The organism is Nocardioides fonticola, from assembly GCF_039536805.1.
GTDB lineage: Bacteria > Actinomycetota > Actinomycetes > Propionibacteriales > Nocardioidaceae > Nocardioides > Nocardioides fonticola.
Window position 1 is genome coordinate 234,810 of the sequence record NZ_BAAAZH010000028.1, and the last position, 23,650, is coordinate 258,459.

Sequence of the window (23,650 nt, forward strand, 5' to 3'; positions counted from 1 at the left end):
CGAGCCTCGAAACCCCCGCACCCGAACACCTCACCGGTACCGGCCACCTGTCTGCTCACCGGGTCTCGAGGCTCGTCGCTGGCGCTCCTCGCACCTCGACCACCGGCGGTAGCCGGCGCCTCATCGAGCCCAGCGGCCCGCGTCCCGCCACTCCCCTGCCGCGGCGACCAGTCCCGCGAACAGCCCCCGGTCGGCGTCCACCTCGGGGTGCCACTGGACGGCGAGCCGGAAGAGATGTCCGGGGTCCTCGATGGCCTCCAGCAGCCCGTCAGCGGCCCAGCCGACGGCCTCGAACCCCGGGTGCGACCGCACCGACTGGTGGTGGTGGCAGGCGACCGTCGGCGGCGCCTTCACGAGGGTGGCGAGCCGGCTGCCGGCAGCGAGCCGCACAGGGGTGCGTCCGTAGGCATCGCCGCCCGGGCTGTGGTCCTCATGGGCGACGACGTCGGGCACGTGCTGCTCCAGCGCGCCTCCGGCATGCACGGCCATCACCTGCATCCCGCGACAGATCCCCAGCACCGGCATGCCGATGGCGCCGGCGGCGTCGAGCAGGGCGAGCTCCCAGGCGTCGCGGTCGACCCGCGGCGCTCCGGTGGTGACATGCGGGTCGGCGCCGTACCGCGCGGGGTCGACGTCGGCTCCCCCACTGATGATCAGCCCGTCGAGCCGCTCCAGGACGCCGACCGCGGCGTCGCCGTACGGCTCGACCGGCGGCAGCAGCACCGGGACGCCGCCCGCTGCCTCGACCGCCCGCGCGTAGGACGCCGGCAGGAGGTCGGCCTGTTCGGACCACACCCCCCACCGGGCGTCCTCGCGGTAGACGCTCAGCCCGATGACCGGTCGGCTCACAGCGGCGTGACGTAGGCGCCCGAGATGCCGCCGTCGACCAGGAAGGTCGAGGCGGTCATGAACGACGACTCGTCGGAGGCCAGGAACAGGACGGCGTTGGCCATCTCCTCGGGCTCGCCGAACCGGCCCATGGGCACGTGCACGAGGCGACGGGCGGCGCGCTCGGCGTCCTTGGCGAAGAGCTCCTGGAGCAGCGGGGTGTTGACCGGTCCGGGGCACAGCGCGTTGACGCGGATGCCCTGCCGGGCGAACTGCACGCCGAGCTCGCGGGTCATCGACAGCACTCCGCCCTTGGAGGCGGAGTAGGAGATCTGCGAGGTCGCCGCACCCATCACCGCCACGAACGAGGCGGTGTTGATGATCGAGCCCTTGCCCTGCTCGATCATGTAGGGCAGCGCGGCCTTGCAGCACAGGTAGACGCTGGTGAGGTTGACCTCCTGCACCTTGCGCCACGCGTCGAGGTCGGTGTCGAGGATCGAGTCGTCCTCCGGCGGGCTGATGCCGGCGTTGTTGAAGGCGATGTCGACCGACCCGTAGGTGTCCTTCGCGGTCGCGAACAGCGCGTCGACCTGTTCCTTCGAGGTCACGTCGGTGTGCACGTAGGTGAGGCCGAGCTCGGTCTCGAGCTCGGCGCCGCGGGCGTCGTCGAGGTCGCCGACGACGACCTTCGCGCCCTCCTCGAGGAAGCGGCGCACGGTCGCCAGCCCGATACCGGAGCAGCCTCCGGTGATCACGGCGACCAAGCCCTCGAGACGTCCTGCCATGGTGGTTCCTTTCCTGGTTCGGGGACGACGACGCGATCGCGTCAGTCGTGGGCGATGAAGACGTTCTTCTCCTCGGTGAACGCGTGCGGGGCGTCGGGGCCGAGTTCGCGGCCGAGGCCGGACTGCTTGAAGCCGCCGAACGGCGTCCAGTAGCGCACCGAGGAGTGCGAGTTGACGCTGAGGTTGCCGGCCTCGACGCCGCGGGCGACCCGCAGCGCGCGGCCGATGTCGCGGGTGAAGATCGAGCCGGAGAGGCCGTAGTCGGTGTCGTTGGCGAGCCGGACGGCGTCGTCCTCGGTGTCGAAGGGCATGACGGCGACGACCGGTCCGAACACCTCCTCGCGCCAGACCGGAGCGGTCACGTCCGAGGCGGCGACGACCGTGGGCGGTACCCAGAAGCCGCCGGCGAAGGCGGCATCGTCGGGCACCGCACCGCGGATCAGCACCTCGGCGCCGTCGAGGTAGCCGAGCACCCGGTCGCGCTGCCCGGCCGAGATGAGCGGACCCATCTCCGCCTCGGGCGAGGTGGGGTCGATGACCTTAACCCCCTGGACGGCGGTCTCGAGAGCGCTGAGGAACTCGTCGTGCACCGAGCGCTCGACCAGGATCCGCGAGCGCGCGCAGCAGTCCTGGCCGGCGTTGTCGAAGACCGCATACGGCGCGGTGGCGGCGGCCTTGGCGATGTCGGCGTCGGCGAAGACGATGTTGGCGCTCTTCCCGCCGAGCTCGAGGGTCACCCGCTTCACCTGGTCGGCGCAGCCGGCCATGATCCGCTTGCCGACGGCGGTCGAGCCGGTGAAGCAGACCTTGCGCACACCGGGGTGGGTGACGAACCGTTCGCCGACGACCGGGCCGGCGCCGGGGATGACGGTGAAGACGCCCTCGGGGATGCCGGCCTCCAGCGCGAGCTCGGCGAGCCGGATCGCCGTGAGCGGCGTCAGCTCGGCCGGCTTGAGGACGACGCAGTTGCCGGCCGCGAGCGCGGGCGCGAAGCCCCAGCCGGCGATCGGCATCGGGAAGTTCCAGGGCACGATGATGCCCACCACGCCGAGCGGCTCGCGGAAGGTGACGTCGAGACCGCCGGGCACGGGGATCTGCCGGCCGAAGAGCCGTTCGGGCGCGGCCGCGTAGTAGGTGAGGACGTCACGGACGTTGCCGGCCTCCCAGCGGGCGTTGCCGATCGTGTGGCCGGCGTTGCGCACCTCGAGCTCGGCGAGCTCCTCGAGGTGCTCGTCGACGACCCGGGCGAAGGCCCGCAACAGGCGGCCGCGGTCGGCCGGTGCCACGTCGCGCCACGCCGGGAAGGCCGCCTGGGCCCGGGCGATCAGCTCGTCGGTCTCCTCGACCGAAGCGAGCGGTACCTCGGAGACGACGCCGCCGGTGGCGGGGTTGAGGACGGTGAAGCTGGTCATCGCTGCTGCTGCTCCCTCACATACGTTCGAAGCTCCGGCGGAGCTCCCAGTCGGTCACGGCGGCGTCGAAGGCGGCGATCTCGACGTCGGCCATGTTGGTGTAGTGGTCGACGACGTCGTCGCCGAAGGCGGCGCGCGCGATCGCCGAGGCGTTGAAGGCCTCTCGCGCCTCGCGCAGCGTGCCCGGCACCTTCGGTCGACCCGAGGTGTAGGCGTTGCCCTCCAGCGGCGGCTCGAGGGTGAGGCCGGCCTCGATGCCGTGCAGGCCCCCGGCGAGCATCGCGGCGAGCGCGAGGTAGGGGTTCACATCGCCACCGGGCACCCGGTTCTCCAACCGGGCACCGGCGCCTCGACCGACGAGCCGGACGGCGCAGGTGCGGTTGTCCTCGCCCCAGGCGATCGTCGTGGGGGCGAAGGAACCGTCGGCGAACCGCTTGTAGGAGTTGATGTTCGGGGCGTAGAGCAGGGTCAGCTCGGTCATGGTGGCCAGCAGTCCGGCGACGAAGCTGTCGTAGAGCGGGGTGCGGCGACCGGACTCGGCGTCCCAGAAGACGATCGAGCCGTCCTGCCCGCGCAGCGAGAGGTGCACGTGGCAGGAGTTGCCCTCGCGCTGGTCGTACTTGGCCATGAAGGTCAGCGCCTTGCCGTGCTGGGCGGCGATCTCCTTCGCGGCGGTCTTGTAGACCGCGTGGTTGTCGGCGGTGACCAGCGCCTCGTCGTAGAGGAAGCCGATCTCGTGCTGGCCGAAGTTGCACTCGCCCTTCGACCCCTCGACGTTCATGCCCGCGCCGTACATGGCGTTGCGGATGTCGCGGATGACCGACTCGACGCGGGTGCCGCCGAGGATCGAGTAGTCGACGTTGTACTGGTTGGACGCCGTGAGCCCGCGGTAGTTCCGGTTCGCGGCGTCCTCGTAGGTGTCGTCGAAGAGGATGAACTCCAGCTCCGTGCCGGCCAGTGCGGTGAACCCCATCGCGGCGGCGCGGTCGAGCTGGGCCTTGAGCACCGACCGCGGTGAGGGACGCACCGGCGTGTGGTCGGGCCACATGAGGTCGCACTGGATCATCGCGGTGGCCGGCAGGTGCGGCAGCACCCGCACCGTGTCGGGATCGGGCACGAACTCCATGTCGCCGTAGCCGCGCTCCCAGGAGGTGATCGCGTAGCCGTCGACGGTGTTCATCTCGATGTCGACGCCGAGCAGGTAGTTGCAGCCCTCGGTGCCGTGGTCGAGCACGACGTCGAGGAAGTAGCGGCCGTGCAGGCGCTTGCCCTGAAGACGACCCTGCATGTCGGTGAAGGCGACGATGACGGTGTCGATCGTGCCGGCCTCGATGAGGGCACGCAGGGCGTCGAGGCTCAGATGCCGGTCGTTGCGGGTCATCGGATCTCCTGGGTCGTGGCGGAACGGTCGATCAGGGCGGGCAGGGTCGGTCAGGTCAGCCGAGGAGACCTCGCAGGAGGGCGGCGGTGTCGTCGCAGTGCGACTCCATGGCGCGCCGTGCGGCGGTCGGCTTGCCGGCACGGATCGCGCGATACAGGGCGGCGTGCTGACGCGCGGAGTGGCTGATGTTCGCAGGCATGACCGGGATCGCCAGCAGCATCTCGTGCAGCACCGCCTGCACCGAGGTCACGGCCTCGATGGTGCGCGGGGAGTCGGTGAGCGCGGCGATGGTGAGGTGGAAACGCGAGTCGGCCTGTCGGTGCTCGGGCGTTCCGGCCGCTGCGACCAGGTCGTCGTGGGCCTGCTGGAGCTGCGCGAGCCGGACGTCGTCCAGCTCGCGGGAGGCGGCCAGTGCGGCCGCGCCCGGCTCGACGATGCGCCGGTACTCCAGCGCGTCGAGCCAGTCGCGCCGCTTCTTCTCGCTGATCCGCGCAGCGGCCCGGGCGGACGGCGTCCGCGGCTTGAGGGTGACGACGGTGCCGCCGCCGCGTCCACGGGTGGTCTCGACGAGGCCGGCCTGGCGCAGCGCGGCCATCGCCTCCCGCAGCGTCGCCCGGGAGACGCCCATCATCTCGGCGAGATCGCGCTCGGGCGGGAGCGTGGAGCCGCGCGGATAGACGCCGAGCCGGATGGCGGTGGCGAGCTGCTCGACACAGGTCTCGAACGCATGCAGCCCGCGCACGGGCCGGATCACCGCTTCGGGGAGATGCGCGTCCGGACGAGCCGCCATGCCGCTCACGATGGGATGCCCGTCACGTCGCTGTCAACCGCCTGAGGAAAGGTAAAGGTCTGAGTTCAGACCATTTAACACGAGGTGATTTACAACGTCACATGGCAGGTCTAGCGTCCCGAGACACCACAGCCACGTGCCGTCCGAAAGGTGTCTCGCATGCCCGAAGCACATGAGCCGATCGCGGAGCATCTGAGCTCCGACGAGGCCCACCTCGCTCGTCTCGGGTACCGCCAGGAGCTCGCCCGTACCTGGTCGAGCTTCTCCAACTTCGCGATCTCGTTCTCGATCATCTCGATCCTCGCCGGCTGCTTCACGACCTTCGGTCAGGCCTGGAACAACGGCGGACCCGTCGCGATCTCCTGGGGTTGGCCGATCGTCTCGATCTTCATCCTCATCATCGGCTTCACCCTGAGCGAGCTCGTCAGCGCCTACCCCACCTCCGGAGGCATCTACTGGTGGGCGGCGAAGATGGGAGGACCCGCCGCCGGCTTCTTCACCGGCTGGCTGAACCTCATCGGCCTGCTGGCGGTGACCGCCTCAGTGGCGTACGGCGCTGCGACCTTCTTCGACCTGACGCTGTCGACGATCAGCACCGGATGGGCGGAGGACTACTCGCTCAACCGGACCTTCGTCATCTTCATCATCATCATGGCGCTGGCCTCGGTCGCGAACATCTTCTCCAGCCACCTGTTGGCACTCATCAACAACATCTCCGTGTGGTGGCACGTCGCCGGCGCGGCGGTCGTCATCGCGATCCTGATCATCGTTCCCGACACGCACCAGAGTCCGAGCTTCGTCTTCACCGAGCGGATCAACAACTCCGGGTTCGACAGCGGCTTCTACTGGTTCCTCGTGCTGCCTCTGGGCCTGCTTCTCACGCAGTACACGATCACCGGGTTCGACGCCTCCGCCCACCTCTCGGAGGAGACCCAGGGTGCGGCGACCGGTGCGGCCAAGGGGATCTGGCAGTCGATCTTCTACTCGGCGATCGGCGGGTACGTCCTGCTGCTGGCCTTCCTCTTCGCGGTCCAGGACCCCGAGGGTGTCTCGGCGGGTTTCGGCGGGGTCGACGTGATCTTCGGTCAGGCTCTCGGCGAGAAGGCGCACTTCACGGTGCTGCTGATCTCGACCGTCGGTCAGCTCTTCTGCGCGACGGCCTGCCTCACCAGCGCCTCGCGCATGACCTTCGCGTTCAGCCGCGACGGAGCCATCCCCGGCTCGGCCTGGTTGAGCACGGTCAGGGCCTCGAGCAAGGTTCCCGCCAACGCGGTCGTGTTCGTCGCGATCATCGGCGTCCTGATCACCCTGCCGGCGCTCAAGAGCATCGGCGGCGTCCCGATCGCCTTCTACGCCGTCGTCTCGGTAGCGGTCATCGGCCTCTACCTGGCCTTCCTGATCCCCATCTTCCTGCGCTGGCGGATCGGGGACGCCTTCGAGGCCGGCGAATGGACCAACGGCGCGAAGTACAAGTGGATGAACCCGATCGCCTGCCTGGAGATCGCGATCATCAGCGTCTACTTCATCCTCCCCTTCACGCCTGCCGGCGTGCCGTTCAGTGACGACTTCGCGTGGGCGAGCGTGAACTACGCGCCGATCCTCACGATCGGCACCCTCATCGTGCTCGCCATCTGGTGGAACCTCTCGGCCAAGAAGTGGTTCACCGGCCCGAAGCACACGATCGACCCTGCGGTCGTGGCAGCGTTCGACGACTGATCGATGGGCGACCTCGCCGACCTGGGCCGCCTCGCCGTGCTGGTGGGGCGGTCCTGGTCGGTCACCGAACTCCCGGGCGGGCTGACGAACCACAACGTCCGGGTCGTCAGCACCGACGACGGCGAGCCGCTCGACCTCGTCGTGCGGTGCACCTCCAGCGACGCCGGACTGCTGGGCATCGATCGCGACGCCGAGCACATCAACACCGGTGCGGCGGCGGTGGCGGGGGTCGGCGCCCCGGTGGTGGAGTACCGGCCCGACCTCGGGATGCTCGTCATCGGCTACCTGCCTGCTCGGGCCCTCGACGACGGCGACTTCACCGATCCGGCGGTGCTGGCCCGTGCCGCGGACGCCGTCCGGCGCCTGCATGCAGGCCCGAGCTTCGCGGGGGTCTTCGACATGTTCGCCCGCCAGGCCTCCTACCGGGCCTGCATCGCCGAGCGGGGCTTCGCGCTTCCCGCGGACTACGACGACCACGCGGCGGCCTGGGACGCCGTCCGCAAGGCGTTGGCGCTCGAGCCGCCGGAGCGGGTGCCGTGCAACAACGACCTGCTGGCCGCCAACTTCCTCGACGACGGCGAGCGGGTATGGCTCATCGACTACGAGTACAGCGGCATGAACGATCCGTTCTTCGAACTCGGCAACACCGCAGCGGAGTGCCGGTTCGACGACGACCTGGTCGAGGCCTGGGTGGCCGCCTACACCGGTGCACCCACGCGGGCCGAGGTGGCCCGCACGCGGCTGCAGATGATCTGCAGCCGCTACGGCTGGTCACTGTGGGGCTTCATCCAGGCCGCGACCAGCCCGCTCGACTTCGACTTCCACGCCTGGGGGCTCGAGCGCTACGAGCTCGCGGCCGCCGCCTTCGGGCACCCCTCGTTCACCCGGCTCCTGGAGGATGTCGCGCATGCCTGACCTGCCCGACCGCGCCGAGATCGTCATCATCGGCGGGGGCGTGATCGGCACCTCGGTGGCCTACCACCTCACCCAGCTGGGCCGCACGGACGTCGTCCTGCTCGAGCAGGGCCGCCTCTCCTGCGGGACGACGTGGCATGCCGCCGGCCTGGTCGGCCAGCTGCGGGCCTCCGAGAGCGGCACGCGGCTGGTGCAGTACTCGGTCGAGCTGTATGCCGACCTCGAACGCCGCACGGGTCTCGCGACCGGCTACCAGCAGTGCGGGGGCCTCACGGTCGCTCGCACCCCCGAGCGGCTGGTCCAGCTCAAGCGCACGGTCGCGGCGGCCGACGCCTACGGCATGGAGTGCCACCTCCTCTCCCCCGCCGAGGCGGGGGAACGGTACCCGCTGCTCGAGACCGCCGATCTGCTCGGAGCCATCTGGTTGCCCGGCGACGGCAAGGCGAACCCGACCGACCTGACGGCGTCCCTGGCCCGGGGCGCCCGGCAGGGCGGGGCCCGCATCCTCGAGGGCGTGCGGGTGACCGGCGTGCGCGTCGAGCACGGGCAGGTCGCCGGCGTCGAGACCGACGCCGGCCCGATCGACGCTGCGATCGTCGTCAACTGCGCGGGCCAATGGGCCAAGGCGGTCGGCGCGATGGCGGGTGTGACCGTGCCGCTGCACTCCGCGGAGCACTTCTACGTGGTCACCGAGCCGTTCGAGGGCGTGCGCCCCGACCTGCCGGTGCTGCGCGATCCCGACGGCTACACCTACATCAAGGAGGAGGTCGGCGGACTGGTGATCGGCGGCTTCGAGCCCGAGGCCAAGCCCTGGGTCTCCCCGCACGAGCTGCCCCACCCCTTCGAGTTCCAGCTGCTGGAGGAGGACTGGGACCACTTCGGCGTCCTCATGGAGTCGGCGCTGCATCGGCTGCCGGCGGTGCGGGACGTCGGCATCCGCAAGTTCTACAACGGCCCGGAGAGCTTCACCCCCGACAACCAGTTCGTGCTCGGCGAGGCCCCCGAGGTCGACGGCTTCTTCGTCGGCGCCGGCTTCAACTCCGTCGGCATCGCCTCGGCCGGCGGCGCGGGACGGGCCCTGGCCGAGTGGATCGTCGAGGGCGAGCCGACCAGCGATCTCACGGCGGTCGACATCCGCCGCTTCGCGCCGTTCAACGGCAACGTGCGCTGGCTGCGCGACCGGGTAGCCGAGGTGCTCGGCCTGCACTACGCCGTCCCGTGGCCCAACCGCGAGTTCACGACCGCGCGACCGTTCCGGCGTTCGGCGGTGCACCACCTGTTGGAGGCTGAGAACGCGAACTTCGGCTCCCGCATGGGCTGGGAACGCGCCAACTTCTTCGCGCCGCCGGGTGAGCCGCCGGTGATCGAGTACGGCTGGGGCGCCCAGAACTGGACGCCGTGGGTCGCCGCCGAGCAGACCCGCACGCGTACCGGCGTCTCGCTGTTCGACCAGAGCTCGTTCTCGAAGTACCGCCTCAGCGGGCCGGACGCCGTCGCGGCCCTCCAGTGGCTGTGCACCGCCGACGTCGACGTCGAGATCGGACGGGTCGTCTACACCGGCATGCTCAACCGTCGCGGCACCTACGAGGCCGACGTCACCGTCACCCGTACCGGGGAGACCGAGTTCCTCATCGTCAGCAGCGCTGCCTCGACGATCCGCGACCAGCACCACATCCGACGCCACGTCCCGGCCGGGCTCGACGTCCACCTCACCGACGTGACGACGCAGTACGCCGTCCTCGGGGTGATGGGCCCGCGCAGCCGCGACCTGCTCGGCGCCCTGACCGGCGCCGACCTGGCGGATGCTGCCTTCCCCTTCGCGACCAGCCGCGAGATCGACCTCGGCCACGCCGTCGTCCGCGCCACCCGCATCACCTACGTCGGCGAGCTCGGCTGGGAGCTCTACGTGCCGGTCGAGTTCGCCGCGGGGGTCTACGAACTGCTGCGCGAGGCCGGACGCGACCTCGGTGTCGGCCCGGCCGGGTACTACGCCATCGAGGCGCTGCGCCTGGAGAAGGGCTACCGCGCGTGGGGGCGCGAGCTCACCCCCGACCGCAGCCCGGTCGAGGCGGGCCTGCTGTTCACCTGCAAGCTCGGCACCGGCATCGACTTCCTCGGTCGGGACGCCGTCGAACGGGCCCGTGCCGAGGGTGCGCGGCGCCGACTGGTCTCCTTCGTGGCCGAGGACCCGGCCGTGACGCTGTGGGGCGGCGAGCTGATCCGCCGCGACGGCGTGCCGGTCGGCCAGGTCACCTCCGCCGCCTTCGGCGCGACGCTGGGCGCGAGTGTCGGCCTCGGCTACCTCGCGGCACCGGCGGGTGTGACCGCCACGCCGGCCTGGGCGCGCGAGGGGCGCTACGAGATCGACGTGGCCGGCGTCCTCACCCCGGTGCGGGTGTCGACGCGATCGCCCTACGACCCCGACGACACCCGCATCCGCTGAGCTCCGGACTCACGCTGAATCGAGGAACCCAGGCTCACTCCGCCTCGGCGAAGACCTCCGGCGAGGGGCAGCTGCACTGGAGGTTGCGGTCGCCGTACGCCTGGTCGATGCGCCCGACCGGCGGCCAGTACTTGTCGGGGTCGACACCGCGCGGGAAGACCGCGAGCTCGCGGCTGTAAGGCCGCTCCCACTCGCCGACGAGCACGCGCGAGGTGTGCGGGGCGTGCCGCAGCGGCGAGTCCTCCGGCGTCCATTCGCCGGCGGCCACCCGGTCGATCTCGCCCTTGATGGCGATCATCGCCTCGCAGAACCGGTCGATCTCGGCGAGGTCCTCGGACTCGGTCGGCTCGACCATCAGGGTGCCCGCCACCGGGAACGACATCGTCGGGGCGTGGAAGCCGTAGTCGATGAGCCGCTTGGCGACGTCGTCGACGCTCACGCCGGTGTCCTTGGTGATGCCACGGACGTCGAGGATGCACTCGTGGGCGACCAGCCCGTTCTCACCGCGGTGCAGCACCGGGAAGTACCCGTCGAGCCGGGCGGCGACGTAGTTCGCGGCCAGGACGGCGACCGCGGTGGCGCGGGTGAGCCCCTCGGCGCCCATCATGCGCACGTAGGCCCACGAGATCGGCAGGATGCCCGCCGAGCCGTACGGGGCGGCCGAGATCGGCCCGATCCCTTCCCGCTTGGCGAGCTCGGGGTGGTCAGCGTGGCTGGGCAGGAACGGCGCGAGGTGCGCGCGCACCGCCACCGGGCCGACGCCGGGGCCACCGCCGCCGTGCGGGATGCAGAAGGTCTTGTGCAGATTGAGGTGGGAGACGTCGCCGCCGAACTTCCCGGGCTTGGCGTAGCCGAGCAGCGCGTTGAAGTTGGCGCCATCGACGTACACCTGGCCGCCGTAGCGGTGCACGATGTCGCACAGTTCGGTGATCGACCCCTCGTACACGCCGTGGGTCGAGGGGTAGGTGACCATGACGGCGGCGAGGTCGTCGGCGTGCTTCTCGCACTGCTGGTGCAGATCGGAGAGGTCGACGGTGCCGTCGGCGGCCGACTTCACCACGACGACCCGCATGCCGGCCATCACGGCGGACGCCGCGTTGGTGCCGTGTGCCGAGCTCGGGATCAGGCAGACGTCGCGGCCGAGGTCGCCGCGCGAGCGGTGGTAGCCGCGGATCGCCAGCAGGCCCGCCAGCTCGCCCTGGGAGCCGGCGTTGGGCTGGATGGAGACCTTGTCGTAGCCGGTGACCTCGGCCAGCCAGCCCTCGAGCTGGTCGACCATCGTGCGGTAGCCCTCGGCGTCCTGCGCCGGTACGAAGGGGTGCAGGTCGGCGAAGCCGGGCAGCGAGACCGGCTCCATCTCGGTGGTCGCGTTGAGCTTCATCGTGCACGAGCCGAGCGGGATCATGCCGCGGTCGAGCGCGTAGTCGCGCCCCGACAGCTTGCGCAGGTAGCGCAGCATCTGGGTCTCCGAGCGGTGCTCGTGGAAGACCGGGTGGGTGAGGTACGACGTGGTACGGGTGGGTTGCGCCTGGAGCAGTCCCGGCGGACCTCCGTAGGCCACCGACTGGCCCTCGGGGTAGGCGTCGAAGGAACGGAGCACCTCGGCGACGATGCGCCCATCGCAGGTCTCGCCGACGCTGACAGCGACGTGGTCGGCGTCCACGAGGCGGAGGTGGATGCCGCGCCCCCGCGCGTTCTCGACCACTCTCTCGGCGCGACCCGGCACGTGGGCGACGAGCGTGTCGAAGTAGGCGCGATGGACGAGTTCGACGCCCGCCTGCTCGAGCAGCGCACCGATCGTCGAGGCGTGGTCGGCGATCCGCTCGGCGATCGCCTTCAACCCCTCCGGCCCGTGGTAGACCGCGTACATCGAGGCCACGTTGGCCAGCAGAACCTGGGCGGTGCAGATGTTGGAGGTCGCCTTGTCGCGGCGGATGTGCTGCTCGCGGGTCTGGAGCGCGAGGCGGTAGGCGGGGCGGCCCTCGGCGTCGATCGAGACGCCCACGAGGCGACCGGGCAGGTGCCGTTCGAGGCCCGCGGAGACCGCCATGAACCCGGCGTGCGGACCGCCGTAGAAGAGCGGGACGCCGAAGCGCTGGGAGGAGCCGACGACGACGTCCGCGCCGAGGGCGCCCGGCGCCTCGAGGACCGTGAGCGCGAGCAGATCGGCCGCCACCACAGCCAATCCCCCGCGCTCGTGGGCGGCCTCGATGACTGGTCGCGGGTCGCGGACGGCGCCCGACGCGCCGGGGTACTGCACGAGCACACCCGACCACGGGCCCGCGGGCAGATCGCCGGTGAGGTCGGCGACCAGCACCTCGATGCCCATCGCCTCGGCCCGCGTGCGCACGACGTCGATGGTCTGCGGGAGGGCGTCGGCATCGACGACGAACGGGCCCTCGGCCTTGCGCTGGGCGCGGCGCACCAGCGTCATCGCCTCGGCGGCCGCGGTGCCCTCGTCGAGCAGCGAGGCGTTGGCCGTCGGCAGGCCGGTGAGGTCGCCGATGACGGTCTGGAAGTTGAGCAGCGCCTCGAGCCGGCCCTGGGAGATCTCGGGCTGGTAGGGCGTGTAGGTGGTGTACCAGGAGGGATCCTCGAGCAGGTTGCGCCGGATCACCGGCGGCGTGACCGTGGCGTGGTAGCCCAGGCCGATCATCGACTCCCCCGGCCGGTTGCCGGCGGCCAGTGCACGCAGGGCGGCGGCCACCTCGGACTCCGAGGCCGCCTGGGGCAGGTCGAGCGGGTCGTGCAGGCGGATGCTGTCGGGGACGGCGGCGTCCATCAGCGCCTCGAGGGAGTCATAGCCGACGGCGACCAGCATCTGCTGGACGTCGTGGTCACGCGGGCCGATGTGCCGGTCGACGAAGGTCATCGCGAGGCGCTCCTGGGTGTGGAGGACAGGACGTCCCTCCCCCTCAGTCGCGGCGTCGTCGCCGCTTCAGAGTCGCCTCCCCCGCGTGGTCCTGGCGCCTGAGAGTTCCGGGAGGAATTGCCCCTTCGGCGCTCCGGTCGGGCCGGAGCTCTCCCACGCGGGATGGTCAGCGCGGGCAAGCCTACCGGCTGGTGCACCGAAAACGACGACCCGCCCGGCGTGGCCGGGCGGGTCGTCGTGATGCGGGGTTCGTGGAGGGCGCTGAGCTCGAGCTCAGACGGCGTTGCGGGCCGCGCGCCGGGCGGCGAGCTCGTCGCCGGCCACCGCAGCAGCGCCGGCCTCGGTGTCGGCGCGCTCGCTCGGCAGCTCGGCGAGCGTGCCCTCGATCTCGCGCCAGACGCCGCCGATCGCGATGCCGAAGACGCCCTGGCCGCCCTGGAGCAGGTCGATGACCTCGTCGTTGCTCGTGCACTCGTAGACCGAGGCGCCGTCGGACATCAGGGTGACGCGGGTGAGGTCGTCGGTGCCGCGCTCGCGCAGGAACTCGACCGCGGTGCGGATCTGCTGGAGCGAGATGCCGGCGTCGAGCAGCCGCTTGATGACCTTGAGGATGAGGATGTCGCGGAAGGAGTAGAGCCGCTGCGACCCCGAGCCGGACGCGCCGCGCACGGTCGGCTCGACCAGGCCGGTGCGCGCCCAGTAGTCGAGCTGGCGGTAGGTGATGCCCGCGGCGTTGCAGGCGGTCGGGCCGCGGTAGCCGAGGTCGCTGGGCAGCGGCGAGACGTCGTCGGTGAAGAGCAGGCCCTGCTCCTCGGCGATCTCCTCGGCGCGCGCGATCTCCTCGGCGTCCTGGGACTGCTGGTCGTGCTCGTTCACACGGTCCTCCGCATCTTTACTTCGCACGAGCGTAACTCCGAAGGGGAAGAAGCCGGGTTGTTTCCGAGGACCAACGACAGCGGTGGAGTTACAGCGAAGACAGTTCAAGGTAGGCCCGTCGTCGGGCCCGGTCAAAGACGCGCCCGGCGTGTCGCAACCCTCAATCTCAGGTTGAGGGTGAGCTGAGCCGACGGGGAGGGATCAGAGCGACTCGAAGTCCTCGGGGGTGACGTGGTCGAGGAACTCGCGGAACTTCTCGACCTCGTCCTCCTGCTCGGCCGGGACGGCGAGGCCGGCCTCGGCGAGCACGCTCTCGGCGCAGACGATGCGCGAGCCGGTGCGCAGGGCCAGGGCGATGGAGTCCGAGGGACGCGCGCTCACCTCGGTGCCCGAGGCCAGCACCAGGGTGGCGAAGAAGATGCCGTCCTTGACGTCGGTGATGCGCACCTCGGTCAGCTCGTTGCCGGTGGCCTCGATGACGTCCTTGAGCAGGTCGTGGGTCAGCGGCCGGGGCGGGACGACGCCCTGCTGGGCGAAGGCGATGGCGGTGGCCTCGACGGCCCCGATCCAGATCGGCAGGTAGCGGTCGCCGCTCACCTCGCGCAGCAGCACGATCGGCTGGTTCGACGGCATCTCGACGCGCACACCCATGACATCGACTTCGCGCATGTCCTCACCCTACTCCGCGTCCCGCAGGCACCACGGGCCTCACCGGGTGGGATCCGTCGGGTGGGATCCGCGGGGTGGGATCAGTGACCGAGGCCGGCCTTGACCAGCGTGGCGTGCAGCCGCACCGACAGCGCGGCGATCTGGGAGGCGGCGTCCTCGGCCCGGGCGGCGGCCGCGGCGTCGCGACCCTTGGCGAGCGGCGCCGTGACCTGCTGCACCAGCCCGACCTCGCGGTCGGCGGCGGCCTTGAAGGCGCGCAGGTGGCGCGGCTCGATGCCGAACTCCGCGAGCTCGCGGGCGGTCTGGGCGACGACGAGGTCGTCGGTGTCGTAGTGGCCCGAGGAGCGGGCCGTGATGAGGCCGAAGCGCTCGAGCTCGGTGAGGAGGTCGTCGTCGACCTCGGCCACCTTCAGCAGCTCCTTGCGCGAGAGCCTCAACCCGTCGCGGCGCCGGAAGCTCTCGGGGCTCGGCAGCCCGTCGGCGGCGAGCGCGACCTTCGGCACCGTCGGCACCACCGACTCGATGGGCGGCGGCTCGAGGCCACGGTCGATGGCGTCGAGGTGCTCGCCGATCACCCGCAGCGGCAGGTAGTGGTCGCGCTGCATGGTCAGCACGTAGCGCAGCCGCTCGACGTCGGCGACGGAGAACTTGCGGTAGCCCGACGGCGTCCGCTCGGGCTTGATGAGGCCCTTGTCCTCCAGGAAGCGGATCTTGGGGATCGTGATGCCGGGGAAGTCGGGGCGCAGCAGGTCGAGGACCTCGCCGATGTTCATCCGCGCCGCGGCCGAGGCGGCGCCCGGGCTGCCACCCGGAGCAGCGTCGGCGGCCATCAGCGTGCGGAGTGCCCGGAGAAGAAGACCAGCCGGAACTTGCCGATCTGCACCTCGTCGCCGTCGCTGAGCACGACGGTGTCGATGCGATCGCGGTTGACGTAGGTGCCGTTGAGGCTGCCCGCGTCGGAGACGGTGAAGGTGTCGCCGGTCAGCTCGAAGGTCGCGTGGCGACGCGAGACGGTGACGTCGTCGAGGAAGATGTCGCTGTCGGGGTGCCGTCCGGCCGAGATCTCGGGAGCGTCGAGCAGGAACCGGCTGCCCGAACCCGGGCCACGCTGCACGATGAGCAGCGCGTGTCCGGCCGGCAGGGCGTCGACGGCGGCGGCCTCCACCGGGTTGAGCGCCCGGTCGGAGGTGTCGCGGACGTCGAGTCCGAGCTGGATGGTCGCGGTGGACTCCACGACGGGCTCACCCGAGACCGGTGCGGGCGGTAGGTCGGTCGGCTGCACCAGGCGGGTGCCGCACTGGGCGCAGAAGCGGGCGTCGTCGGGGTTCTGCCTGCCACACGCGGTGCAGAACGGCATCGATCTCTCCTCCGGCGTCGGTCCCGTCCCGCTCCCTCAGCGGCGAAACCCTCAACGCGACGTAGAGGGTGACGGTTGGGTCGAACCTACCAGCCCTGCCCCTGCCTGTCCGACGCACCGGCGGCAGGGCTTGGGGTCAGCCCTCGAGCCCGGCCTCGTAGGTGGCGGCGTCGAGGAGTCCGTCGACGGCGCCGGCGTCGGCCGGCACGACCTCGAAGAGCCACCCGGCCCCGTACGGGTCGTTGTTGACCAGCTCGGGGGTGGCGTCGAGCGCGTCGTTGACGGCGACGACCTCGCCGGTGAGCGGTGCGTAGACGTCGCTGACCGACTTCGTCGACTCCAGCTCGCCGCAGGTCGAGCCCGCCTCCAGCGCGTCGCCGACAGCCGGGAGCGAGACGTAGACGATGTCGCCGAGCGCGTCCTGCGCGTACTGGGTGATGCCGACGCGGACCGCGCCCTCGTGCTCGCCCGGAACCCGGACCCACTCGTGCTCGCTGGTGTACTTCAGGTCGTCGGGGTACACGGGTCTCCTCGCGGTTCCGGATGGTGGGGACGGCGCGCTGGCCGCCGCGAACGTGCCGAGGCTACTGCGCGTCGGCCGGTTGGGCGTACTCCGGCTGGGTCGGCTCGCGCACGGCCTCGATGTCGAGGGAGGTCAGCTCGTCGATCTGCACCTGCGCGCCCTGGTTCTGCAGGTCGACGCGAGGACCCTCGAGGATCGACATCGCCCCGGAGAGTGCACTGGGATCGCCGATGACGTCGACGACGTAGGGCGCGTTGAGGGTCTGCCCGTCGACCCGGATGCCCCCGGTGACGTCGGTGAACGAGCTCTGCGCGACCACCCGCACGGTGCCGTTGATCTGGAGCGCCTCGGCTCCCGCGTTGCGCAGCTCCTGGACCATGTCGACGAACGCGTCGGCGTTCACCGACCCGGTGACCTCGGTGATCGTGACGCGGATGCCCGGACCCGTGACCGGCACCAGCCCGGCGAGCACGTTGAGGGTGTCGGACTCCTTGCGGGCCTGCTCGAGCGCCGCCTGCTGGGCACTGGTGTCGGACTCGAGCTGGCGACGCGCCGCCTCGAGCCGGTTCAGCTCGGCCCGGGCCCGCTGGGAGGTGCCGGCCAGACCGCTGAGCACGTCGATGAGGTCCTGCTCGCGGTAGCCGGCGTAGGTGGTGTCGTCCTCGTTGCTGCGCACCTGGGTGACCGCCGCGAAGCCCATGGCCGCGAGCAGGACGGCGACGATCAGCTGGCTGCGCGCGGGACGCCGCAACGCCTGGAGCAGCCGGTCGCGGCCGGTGGGTGCGGGCTGGTCGGGAGCCGACGCAGCCGGGTCGGCCGTGTCATCGGGGGCGACCGGGGACCCCTCCCCCGGCCGCTCGCCCGGCTCCAGCGGCTCCTGCGGCTCCTGCGACTCAGGCATGGAAGAGGTGCCGACGGATCGCGGCGACGTTGGAGAAGATCCGGATGCCGAGCACGACGATGACGCCGGTCGAGAGCTGGCCGCCGACCCCGAGCTTGTCGCCGACCCAGACGATGGCCGCCGCGATGACGACGTTGCTGAGGAAGGAGACGACGAAGACCTTGTCGTCGAAGATGCCGTCGAGGAAGGCGCGGAAGCCGCCGAAGACGGCGTCGAGGGCGGCCACCACCGCGATCGGCAGGTAGGGCTGGAGGGAGAGGGGGACGTCGGGCTGCGCGACCAGACCGACGACGACGCCCACGAGCAGTCCGAGCAGGGCGATCACGGGGCGAGGTCCTCCATATCGGGGCGGGACGGAGCGGCGATCTGGGCCGACCGCAGACCACGCTGGGTCGCGGCCGGCAGGGTCAGACCGTCGTCGTCCACATTCTGCACGTCGACGCCGAAGCCGTACTGACGAGCCAGGCCGATGAACTCCGCGCCGCCCTCGGAGTCGAGCAGATCGGCCTGGAGGGTGCGCGGATCGCCGATCGCCGTCACGACGTAGGGCGGCCGCAGCGGCTGGTAGTTCACGTTCACGACCGGGCCGCTGTTGCGGATGGCGGTGAGCACGGTCAGGCGCTGACCGTTGATCGCGATCGCCTCCGCACCGGCCTGCCACAACCCGTTGACCAGGCGGCGCAGATCGGTGTCGCGCACGGCCTCCTCGCCGCTCTCCGGGTCGGTGACGGTGACCCGGACGCCGGGGCCGGTGACGGCGAGGTAGCCGGTGCGGATCTGGACGCGGCGCAGCCGGGTCTGGGCCGCGACCGCGGCTGCGGTGACCGCCGAGAGGGTCTCCTCGGCGGCGGTGTTGGACGCGGTGACCCGGCCGATGCGGGTCTGGAGCGACCGCCCGACGGCGCGCTCGGCATTGATCCGCTCGATCAGGCTGGCCCGGCCGGCCTGGTCGGTGCTGGAGTTGCGGCTGGTCTGGATGACGGCCGTCATGACGATCAGCCCGAAGAGCGCGAGCACGATCGCCGCGCGCACCTGCGGGCGTGCGGTCGGGGCACGGCCGTGCCCCGCGGCGCGGCGCTCGGCGACGTGGAGGTAGTCCTCGTCGAGCGACTGCTGGGTGATGAGGGTGAGCAGCGGCGTCGTCACCCGCGACGGGAGCGGCGCAGGATCGCGGAGGTCGGGGCCGGCCGGGTCAGCCACGCGTGCGGACCCGCTCGGTCGTGGCCAGCAGGCGGCGCACCTGCCAGGTGTAGAGGACCCCCGCCCACCAGTAGAGGCCGACGCCCCAGATGGCGAAGGCCCAGCCGAAGGTGCGCGCCAGCTCGGCGGCCGTGCCCTCGCCGTCGCCCAGCAGGAGCAGCGGGAAGGCGTAGAGGAGGTTGAAGGTCGCCGACTTGCCCAGGAAGTGCACGGGCAGCGAGGAGAGGCCGCGGGTGCGCAGCAGCGGCACCAGACCCCACATGAGGGCGTCGCGGAGCGGGATGGAGAGCGCGAGCCACCACGGGATGACCTCGCGCAGACCGAGCCCGACGACGACCGCGAGGATGTAGAGGCGGTCGGCGACCGGGTCGAGCAGTTGGCCGACCCGGGTGGTCTGGTTCCAGCGTCGCGCCAACCAGCCGTCCAGGAAGTCGGTGGCGCCGGAGAGCACGAGCACCAGCAGCGCCCAGCCGTCGGCCTCGGGGCCGAGCACCAGCCAGAGGAACAGCGGGACGCCGAGCAGCCGCAGCGCGCTGAGCGCGTTGGGCAGCGTCAACACCCGGTCGCTGTGGATGTCGACCGCGGGTGCGGTCTGCGGCTCGGTCCCGCCGGGCGCGCCCGCGAGCGGGACGCCAGCGCCCCGAGCCCCTGGCCGCGTCGATCCGTCACCCACGTCGTGCACCCTATCCGCCGCCGTCCGCGGCACTCGCCCGCGACGCTCAACGCGCCGCGTCGAGGTCCTCGACCGGTGATTCGTGGTGGGCGGCATCGCGGATGATGCCGATCAGCTCCTCGATGACGTCCTCGAGGGTCGCGACCCCCAGGGTGCGGCCCTCGCCGTCGACGACCCGGGCCATGTGGGCGCCGCGCCGCTGCAACTGCTCGAGGACGTCGTGCAGCAGGTCCTGCGGGCGCACGGGCGCGAAGGGGCGCACCCACTTGTCCTCGATGGGGCGCGCGCGGCGCTCCTCGTCGGTCTCCAGGACGTCCTTGATGTGGAGGTAGCCGACGAGTTCCCCGTCGTCGTCGCAGACCGGGAAACGGCTGAAGCCGGTGCTGGCGCACAGCGCCTCGACGTCGGCCGCGGTGGATCCGCGACGAACGGTCGCGAGGCTCGCGGGCGGCAGCAGGACCGCGTCGACGGTCTTCTCGGTGAAGCCGAGCGCCCCGGCGAGCCGGTCGTACTCGTCGTCCTCGAGCAGGCCCTCGCCGCGCGACTCCTCGACCAGGGCCGCGACCTCCTCGCGGGTGAAGGCGGAGGTGATCTCGTCCTTCGGCTCGACGCGCAGGGCGCGCAGGATGAGGTTGGCCGAGGCGTTGAGGACGACGATCACCGGGCGCAGCAGGGTGACGATCGCCAGCATCGGCGGGCCGAGCAGGATGGCCGCGCGGTCGGGGCCGGCGATGGCGATGTTCTTCGGCACCATCTCGCCGAAGACGACGTGGGCGAAGACGACCAGGCACAGCGCGATCGTGAACGCGATCGGATGCACCAGCCCGTGCGGCACGGCGAGCTCCTCGAACACCGGCTCCAGCAGGTGCGCGACGGCGGGTTCGCCGACGGCACCGAGGCCGAGGGAGCAGATCGTGATGCCGAGCTGGGCACCGGCCATCATCAGCGAGACGTGCTCCATGGCGCGCAACGTCGTGCGCGCCATGCGCGAGCCGGCCAGCGCCCGGGGCTCGATCTGGCTGCGCCGCGCGGAGATGAGGGCGAACTCGGCGCCGACGAAGAAGGCGTTGAAACCGAGCAGGACGACGGTCAGGACGATCGCGGCGGTGTCGCTCATCGTTCCTCCTCGCTCAGCCCGTCGAGCAGGCGCAGCGTGAGCCGGTCGATGCGCAGGCCGTCCATGTGGTCGACGGTGAGCACGGCGAGCTGCTCGCGGGGCTCCTCGGGGTCGCTGAGGTCGGGCACCGGCACCTCGCACCGCTCGCCCACGACGGGGATGCGGCCCAGCATGCGCAGCATGAGACCGGCGACGGTGTCGTAGTCCTCGCCCTCGGGCAGCGCGATGCCGGTGAGGTCCTCGACCTCGTCGGGGCGCAGCAGACCGGACAGGCTCCAGCTGCCGTCGCGGCGCTGACGGCCGCGGGAGTTGAGCCGGTCGTGCTCGTCGGCGATGTCGCCGACGATCTCCTCGATGACGTCCTCGAGGGTGACGATGCCGGCGTGGCCGCCGTACTCGTCGAGCACGATCGCCATCTGGAAGCCGTCCTGACGCAGGAGGGCGAGCAGCGGGTCGAGGCGCAGGGAGTCGGGCACGACGATCGGCTTGGCCATGAGGTGCTTGACCCGCGTCGTCGACCGTTCGTGCACGGGGAGCGCCACCGCGTTCTTGACGTGCACGGTGCCGACGACGGCGTCCTCGGCGTCGAGCACCGGGAAGCGGGAGTGGCCGGTCTGACGGGCGAGCTCGATGACGGCGGAGGCCCGGTCGGTCTCCTCCAGCGAGAGCGTGCGCACGCGCGGCGTCATGATCTCGCCGGCGGTGCGGGTGCCGAACTCCACCGACCGCTCCATCAGCTCGGCGGTGTCGGCGTCGAGGGTGCCCTCGTCGGCGGAGCGCGCGATGAGGGAGGCCAGCTCGGTCGAGCTGCGCGCCGAGCGCAGCTCCTCCTGCGGCTCGATGCCCAACCGGCGCACGAGGGCGTTGGCGCTGCCGTTGAGCAGCCTGATCGGCAGGCGCATGAGGGCGGTGAAGACCCGCATCGGACGCTGGGTCGCCCGCGCGACCTCGATCGGACGCGCGATGGCGAGGTTCTTCGGCACGAGCTCGCCGAAGAGCATCGTCGCGACCGTGCTGGCGACCAGGCCGATGGTCAGCGCGATGGGGTCGACCGCGCCGTCCGGGAGGCCGGCGGCGTCCAGGGGCGGCCGGATCAGATCGGCGATGGCGGGCTCGGCGAGGAAGCCGATCGCCAGATTGGTGACGGTGATGCCGACCTGGGCGCCGGAGAGCTGGGTGGACAGCGAGCGCAGGGCCTGCTGGAGGCCGGCCGCGCCGCTGTCCCCCGCGGCGGCGGCCTGGTCGACCTTCGTGCGGTCGACGGTGACGAAGGAGAACTCCGCGGCGACGAAGAGTCCGCACGCGAGCACGAGCAGGATGGCGATGAGCAGCAGCAGAGCCGCGGTCACGGGCGCTCCCTCCGGCGGACGGCTATCGCGCCGGGGAGCGCGGGTCGACGCCGATGTCGAGGGAGCAGGGGCCTTCGGGGACCGTCCATGGGGGCGGTGCTGGTTCCTTCACTGGTGGGGTCCGCTGGTCGGGACCTGATGGGCGAGGAGCCTACCGGGTGCGCCCCGGAGGCTCCCCGCCCGTGCGGTGCCCGCCGCCCTCAGGCGGCGGAGCGCTGCTGGATCAGGAGCTCGCGCCGAGGTCGATGTCGCACTCGCTCTTGGCGTTCGCCTCGATGGCGTCGGCGGCCTTCTGGGCCTCCTCGCCGCCGAGGTCCTGCATCTGCTCGCCCAGGGCCATCAGCTTGTCCATGTCGGCGCCCTGGGGCATGTTGCCGGCCTGGATGTCGGCGAGGTCGGAGAGCTTGATGCCGGCGTCGGCCAGGGCCTTCTCCAGCTGGGCGAAGGTGTCGGCGAGGACCTTCCAGTCGTCACGCACGCTGTCGGGCGCGCTGTCGGCGAACTCCTTGACCGCGTCGACGGCGTCCTCCAGCTTGCTGACGTCCTGTCCGTCGAGGGCGGAGAACGCGGAGTCGGCGTTCTTGAGCTGGTCGCAGTAGTCGCCTGAGGCGCTGCTGCTGTCGTCCCCGCCGCAGGCCACGAGGCCGGTCGAGAGCACGGCGCTGACGGCTGCGATGGCCAGGGTGCGCTTCACGATGATGTCCTTCCGTTGTCCGGCACAGATCCGGTCGGCGTGTGAGGCCACGCCGGGAAGAGCATGTCTCAGCGGGCGGCGTTCGTCACCCTCGGGGTCCACCCGGCGACCCGACGGGACGCCGTCCCGGAGGGTCGACGGCTCACTGCCCGGCGCGTGCGACCAGCGACTCCTCGGCCTCGGCGAGGGCCTCCAGCACCTCCGGCGTGCCCTTGTAGCCGTAGTGCGTGCTGTTGTTGGCGGTGTTGCTGCAGAAGGTGTCGCCCTCGTTGCACACCGAGTGCACGAGATCGCTCGACCACGACGCCAGCTTCGTCGACGACGAGCCCGACACCGATCCGGCCTTCTGCGCCATGCCGGTGGTGCCGGCGCCCGCGGAGCCGTGGTTGGTGGTGTTGTCGAAGGCGACCCGGTCGGCGTCCGCGATCAGGACGGCGGCGCCGAGCCACGACCGGTTGGAGGTGCCGTCGACCCCGCGCTGGAGCACGCGGTGCATCACGATGCTGCCCTGCGAGTAGCCGAGCAGCGCGACCGAGCTGGTCGGGCACGAGGCGCGGAAGCTCGACACGCGCTGCTGCACCCAGGTGACGCCCTTCTCGACGCCGGCCCAGTACTTCTTCGGGTTCACCGCGAAGGTCTGCATGCCCTCGGCCGGGTAGTCGACGGGCTCGTCGAGCGTCGTGACGCCGTCGGCGCGCAGGTCGGCGACGAGCCGGTCGACCGCGATCCGCACCTGCGGACCGTAGCCGCGGTCGTCGTCGTGCCCGGCCGCCCACTGGCCCGAACCGCGGGCGCCGAGCAGGAGGAGGTCGACGCAGGACGGCGCGGCGACAGGGGCCTTGGTCGTGCCCGCGTTCGCGCTGCCGGCCAACGGCGCGGCCGTGAGGACGGCGGCCGACGCGCCGGTGGCGAGGAGGACGGCGAGGACCCGGCTGCGGCGGACCGGGGTGCGGTCCTGGGCACGGGCGGAGGTCGAGGTGGAGGCCTGGATACGGGTGGTCCGGGAGCGCAGCACGGGGACGGGGAGCCTTTCGTCGGGTCGTCGAACACGTCCGCCCTCCCGCGGACGACTGCGCAACGACCCGGGTGGTCCGCAGGTGACGCCCCGGAGAGGGGAAACTCAGGTTCGCCGCGATCGCGACCCCGCCG

Annotated in this window: 22 protein-coding genes and 1 riboswitch; of the genes, 3 read left to right on the top strand and 19 right to left on the bottom strand. The window is 71.4% G+C overall.

All coding sequences use genetic code 11. The features are described from left to right. Positions 1-120: 120 nt before the first annotated feature. From ABD671_RS18335 to ABD671_RS18355, 5 genes are read right to left on the bottom strand one after another with little or no spacing between them, the layout of a single operon-like run. Positions 121-849 (bottom strand): gamma-glutamyl-gamma-aminobutyrate hydrolase family protein, encoded by a 729-nt coding sequence (locus ABD671_RS18335; protein ID WP_344734893.1) that lies wholly within the window; start codon positions 847-849, stop codon positions 121-123. Then, a complete protein-coding gene (locus ABD671_RS18340) occupies positions 846-1,613 on the bottom strand; it encodes a 3-oxoacyl-ACP reductase (RefSeq protein WP_344734894.1) in 768 nt (255 codons plus the stop codon). Before ABD671_RS18340 ends, ABD671_RS18335 begins: the two co-directional genes overlap by 4 nt. A gap of 41 nt (positions 1,614-1,654) precedes the next feature. After that, positions 1,655-3,025 (bottom strand): aldehyde dehydrogenase family protein, encoded by a 1,371-nt coding sequence (locus ABD671_RS18345; RefSeq protein ID WP_344734895.1) that lies wholly within the window; start codon positions 3,023-3,025, stop codon positions 1,655-1,657. 16 nt (positions 3,026-3,041) lie between these two features. Then, positions 3,042-4,406, bottom strand: coding sequence for a glutamine synthetase family protein (locus ABD671_RS18350; protein ID WP_344734896.1), 1,365 nt, complete (start codon positions 4,404-4,406; stop codon positions 3,042-3,044). A 55-nt stretch (positions 4,407-4,461) separates the two neighbouring features. Then, a complete protein-coding gene (locus tag ABD671_RS18355; RefSeq protein WP_344734897.1) occupies positions 4,462-5,196 on the bottom strand; it encodes a FadR/GntR family transcriptional regulator in 735 nt (244 codons plus the stop codon). Positions 5,197-5,355: 159 nt separating this feature from the next. On the opposite strand from ABD671_RS18355, the gene ABD671_RS18360 reads away from it, so the two are divergent. Genes ABD671_RS18360 through ABD671_RS18370 form a run of 3 tightly spaced genes read left to right on the top strand, consistent with a single transcriptional unit; the run spans position 5,356 to position 10,270 of the window. After that, positions 5,356-6,912, top strand: a complete 1,557-nt coding sequence (locus ABD671_RS18360; protein ID WP_344734898.1) for an amino acid permease — start codon at positions 5,356-5,358, stop codon at positions 6,910-6,912. A gap of 3 nt (positions 6,913-6,915) precedes the next feature. Further along, complete coding sequence (locus tag ABD671_RS18365) at positions 6,916-7,827, top strand: LPS biosynthesis choline kinase (RefSeq protein WP_344734899.1); 912 nt, start codon at positions 6,916-6,918, stop codon at positions 7,825-7,827. Continuing rightward, entirely contained in the window at positions 7,820-10,270 is a 2,451-nt protein-coding gene (locus tag ABD671_RS18370; RefSeq protein ID WP_344734900.1) for a GcvT family protein, read from the top strand. The genes ABD671_RS18365 and ABD671_RS18370 overlap by 8 nt, the downstream gene beginning before the upstream one ends. A gap of 34 nt (positions 10,271-10,304) precedes the next feature. Here the strand turns inward: ABD671_RS18370 and gcvP are convergent, their stop codons facing one another. The 14 genes from gcvP to ABD671_RS18440 all read right to left on the bottom strand — a co-directional run bounded on the left by gcvP (position 10,305) and on the right by ABD671_RS18440 (position 23,516). Next, positions 10,305-13,142, bottom strand: a complete 2,838-nt coding sequence (gcvP, locus tag ABD671_RS18375; RefSeq protein WP_344734901.1) for an aminomethyl-transferring glycine dehydrogenase — start codon at positions 13,140-13,142, stop codon at positions 10,305-10,307. 76 nt (positions 13,143-13,218) lie between these two features. Then, a riboswitch (glycine riboswitch) is annotated at positions 13,219-13,308 on the bottom strand. Positions 13,309-13,415: 107 nt separating this feature from the next. Further along, complete coding sequence (locus tag ABD671_RS18380; protein ID WP_425574933.1) at positions 13,416-14,018, bottom strand: MerR family transcriptional regulator; 603 nt, start codon at positions 14,016-14,018, stop codon at positions 13,416-13,418. 201 nt (positions 14,019-14,219) lie between these two features. Next, positions 14,220-14,687, bottom strand: coding sequence for a bifunctional nuclease family protein (locus ABD671_RS18385; RefSeq protein ID WP_344734902.1), 468 nt, complete (start codon positions 14,685-14,687; stop codon positions 14,220-14,222). A gap of 80 nt (positions 14,688-14,767) precedes the next feature. Beyond that, positions 14,768-15,517 carry a transcriptional regulator FtsR gene (ftsR, locus tag ABD671_RS18390; protein WP_344734903.1) on the bottom strand — a complete coding sequence of 250 codons (750 nt, stop codon included), beginning with the start codon at positions 15,515-15,517 and terminating at the stop codon, positions 14,768-14,770. Continuing rightward, on the bottom strand, positions 15,517-16,044 hold the full coding sequence (locus tag ABD671_RS18395) for an FHA domain-containing protein (RefSeq protein ID WP_344734904.1): 528 nt from the start codon (positions 16,042-16,044) through the stop codon (positions 15,517-15,519). Before ABD671_RS18395 ends, ftsR begins: the two co-directional genes overlap by 1 nt. A 136-nt stretch (positions 16,045-16,180) precedes the next feature. Continuing rightward, on the bottom strand, positions 16,181-16,567 hold the full coding sequence (gene gcvH / locus ABD671_RS18400) for a glycine cleavage system protein GcvH (RefSeq protein WP_344734906.1): 387 nt from the start codon (positions 16,565-16,567) through the stop codon (positions 16,181-16,183). A gap of 61 nt (positions 16,568-16,628) precedes the next feature. Beyond that, positions 16,629-17,468 carry a DUF881 domain-containing protein gene (locus ABD671_RS18405; protein ID WP_344734907.1) on the bottom strand — a complete coding sequence of 280 codons (840 nt, stop codon included), beginning with the start codon at positions 17,466-17,468 and terminating at the stop codon, positions 16,629-16,631. Then, positions 17,461-17,793 (bottom strand): small basic family protein, encoded by a 333-nt coding sequence (locus ABD671_RS18410; RefSeq protein WP_344734908.1) that lies wholly within the window; start codon positions 17,791-17,793, stop codon positions 17,461-17,463. Before ABD671_RS18410 ends, ABD671_RS18405 begins: the two co-directional genes overlap by 8 nt. Then, the gene (locus tag ABD671_RS18415; RefSeq protein WP_344734909.1) at positions 17,790-18,668 is read right to left on the bottom strand and encodes a DUF881 domain-containing protein; all 879 of its coding nucleotides are present in this window, start codon (positions 18,666-18,668) and stop codon (positions 17,790-17,792) included. Before ABD671_RS18415 ends, ABD671_RS18410 begins: the two co-directional genes overlap by 4 nt. Further along, entirely contained in the window at positions 18,661-19,242 is a 582-nt protein-coding gene (clsA, locus tag ABD671_RS18420) for a cardiolipin synthase ClsA (protein ID WP_344735032.1), read from the bottom strand. Before clsA ends, ABD671_RS18415 begins: the two co-directional genes overlap by 8 nt. A gap of 145 nt (positions 19,243-19,387) precedes the next feature. Continuing rightward, positions 19,388-20,458, bottom strand: coding sequence for a hemolysin family protein (locus ABD671_RS18425; RefSeq protein ID WP_344734910.1), 1,071 nt, complete (start codon positions 20,456-20,458; stop codon positions 19,388-19,390). Continuing rightward, entirely contained in the window at positions 20,455-21,807 is a 1,353-nt protein-coding gene (locus tag ABD671_RS18430) for a hemolysin family protein (RefSeq protein WP_344734911.1), read from the bottom strand. Before ABD671_RS18430 ends, ABD671_RS18425 begins: the two co-directional genes overlap by 4 nt. A gap of 223 nt (positions 21,808-22,030) precedes the next feature. Then, complete coding sequence (locus ABD671_RS18435; protein ID WP_344734912.1) at positions 22,031-22,501, bottom strand: hypothetical protein; 471 nt, start codon at positions 22,499-22,501, stop codon at positions 22,031-22,033. 142 nt (positions 22,502-22,643) lie between these two features. After that, complete coding sequence (locus ABD671_RS18440) at positions 22,644-23,516, bottom strand: cutinase family protein (RefSeq protein WP_344734913.1); 873 nt, start codon at positions 23,514-23,516, stop codon at positions 22,644-22,646. Between the last annotated feature and the right edge of the window lie 134 nt (positions 23,517-23,650).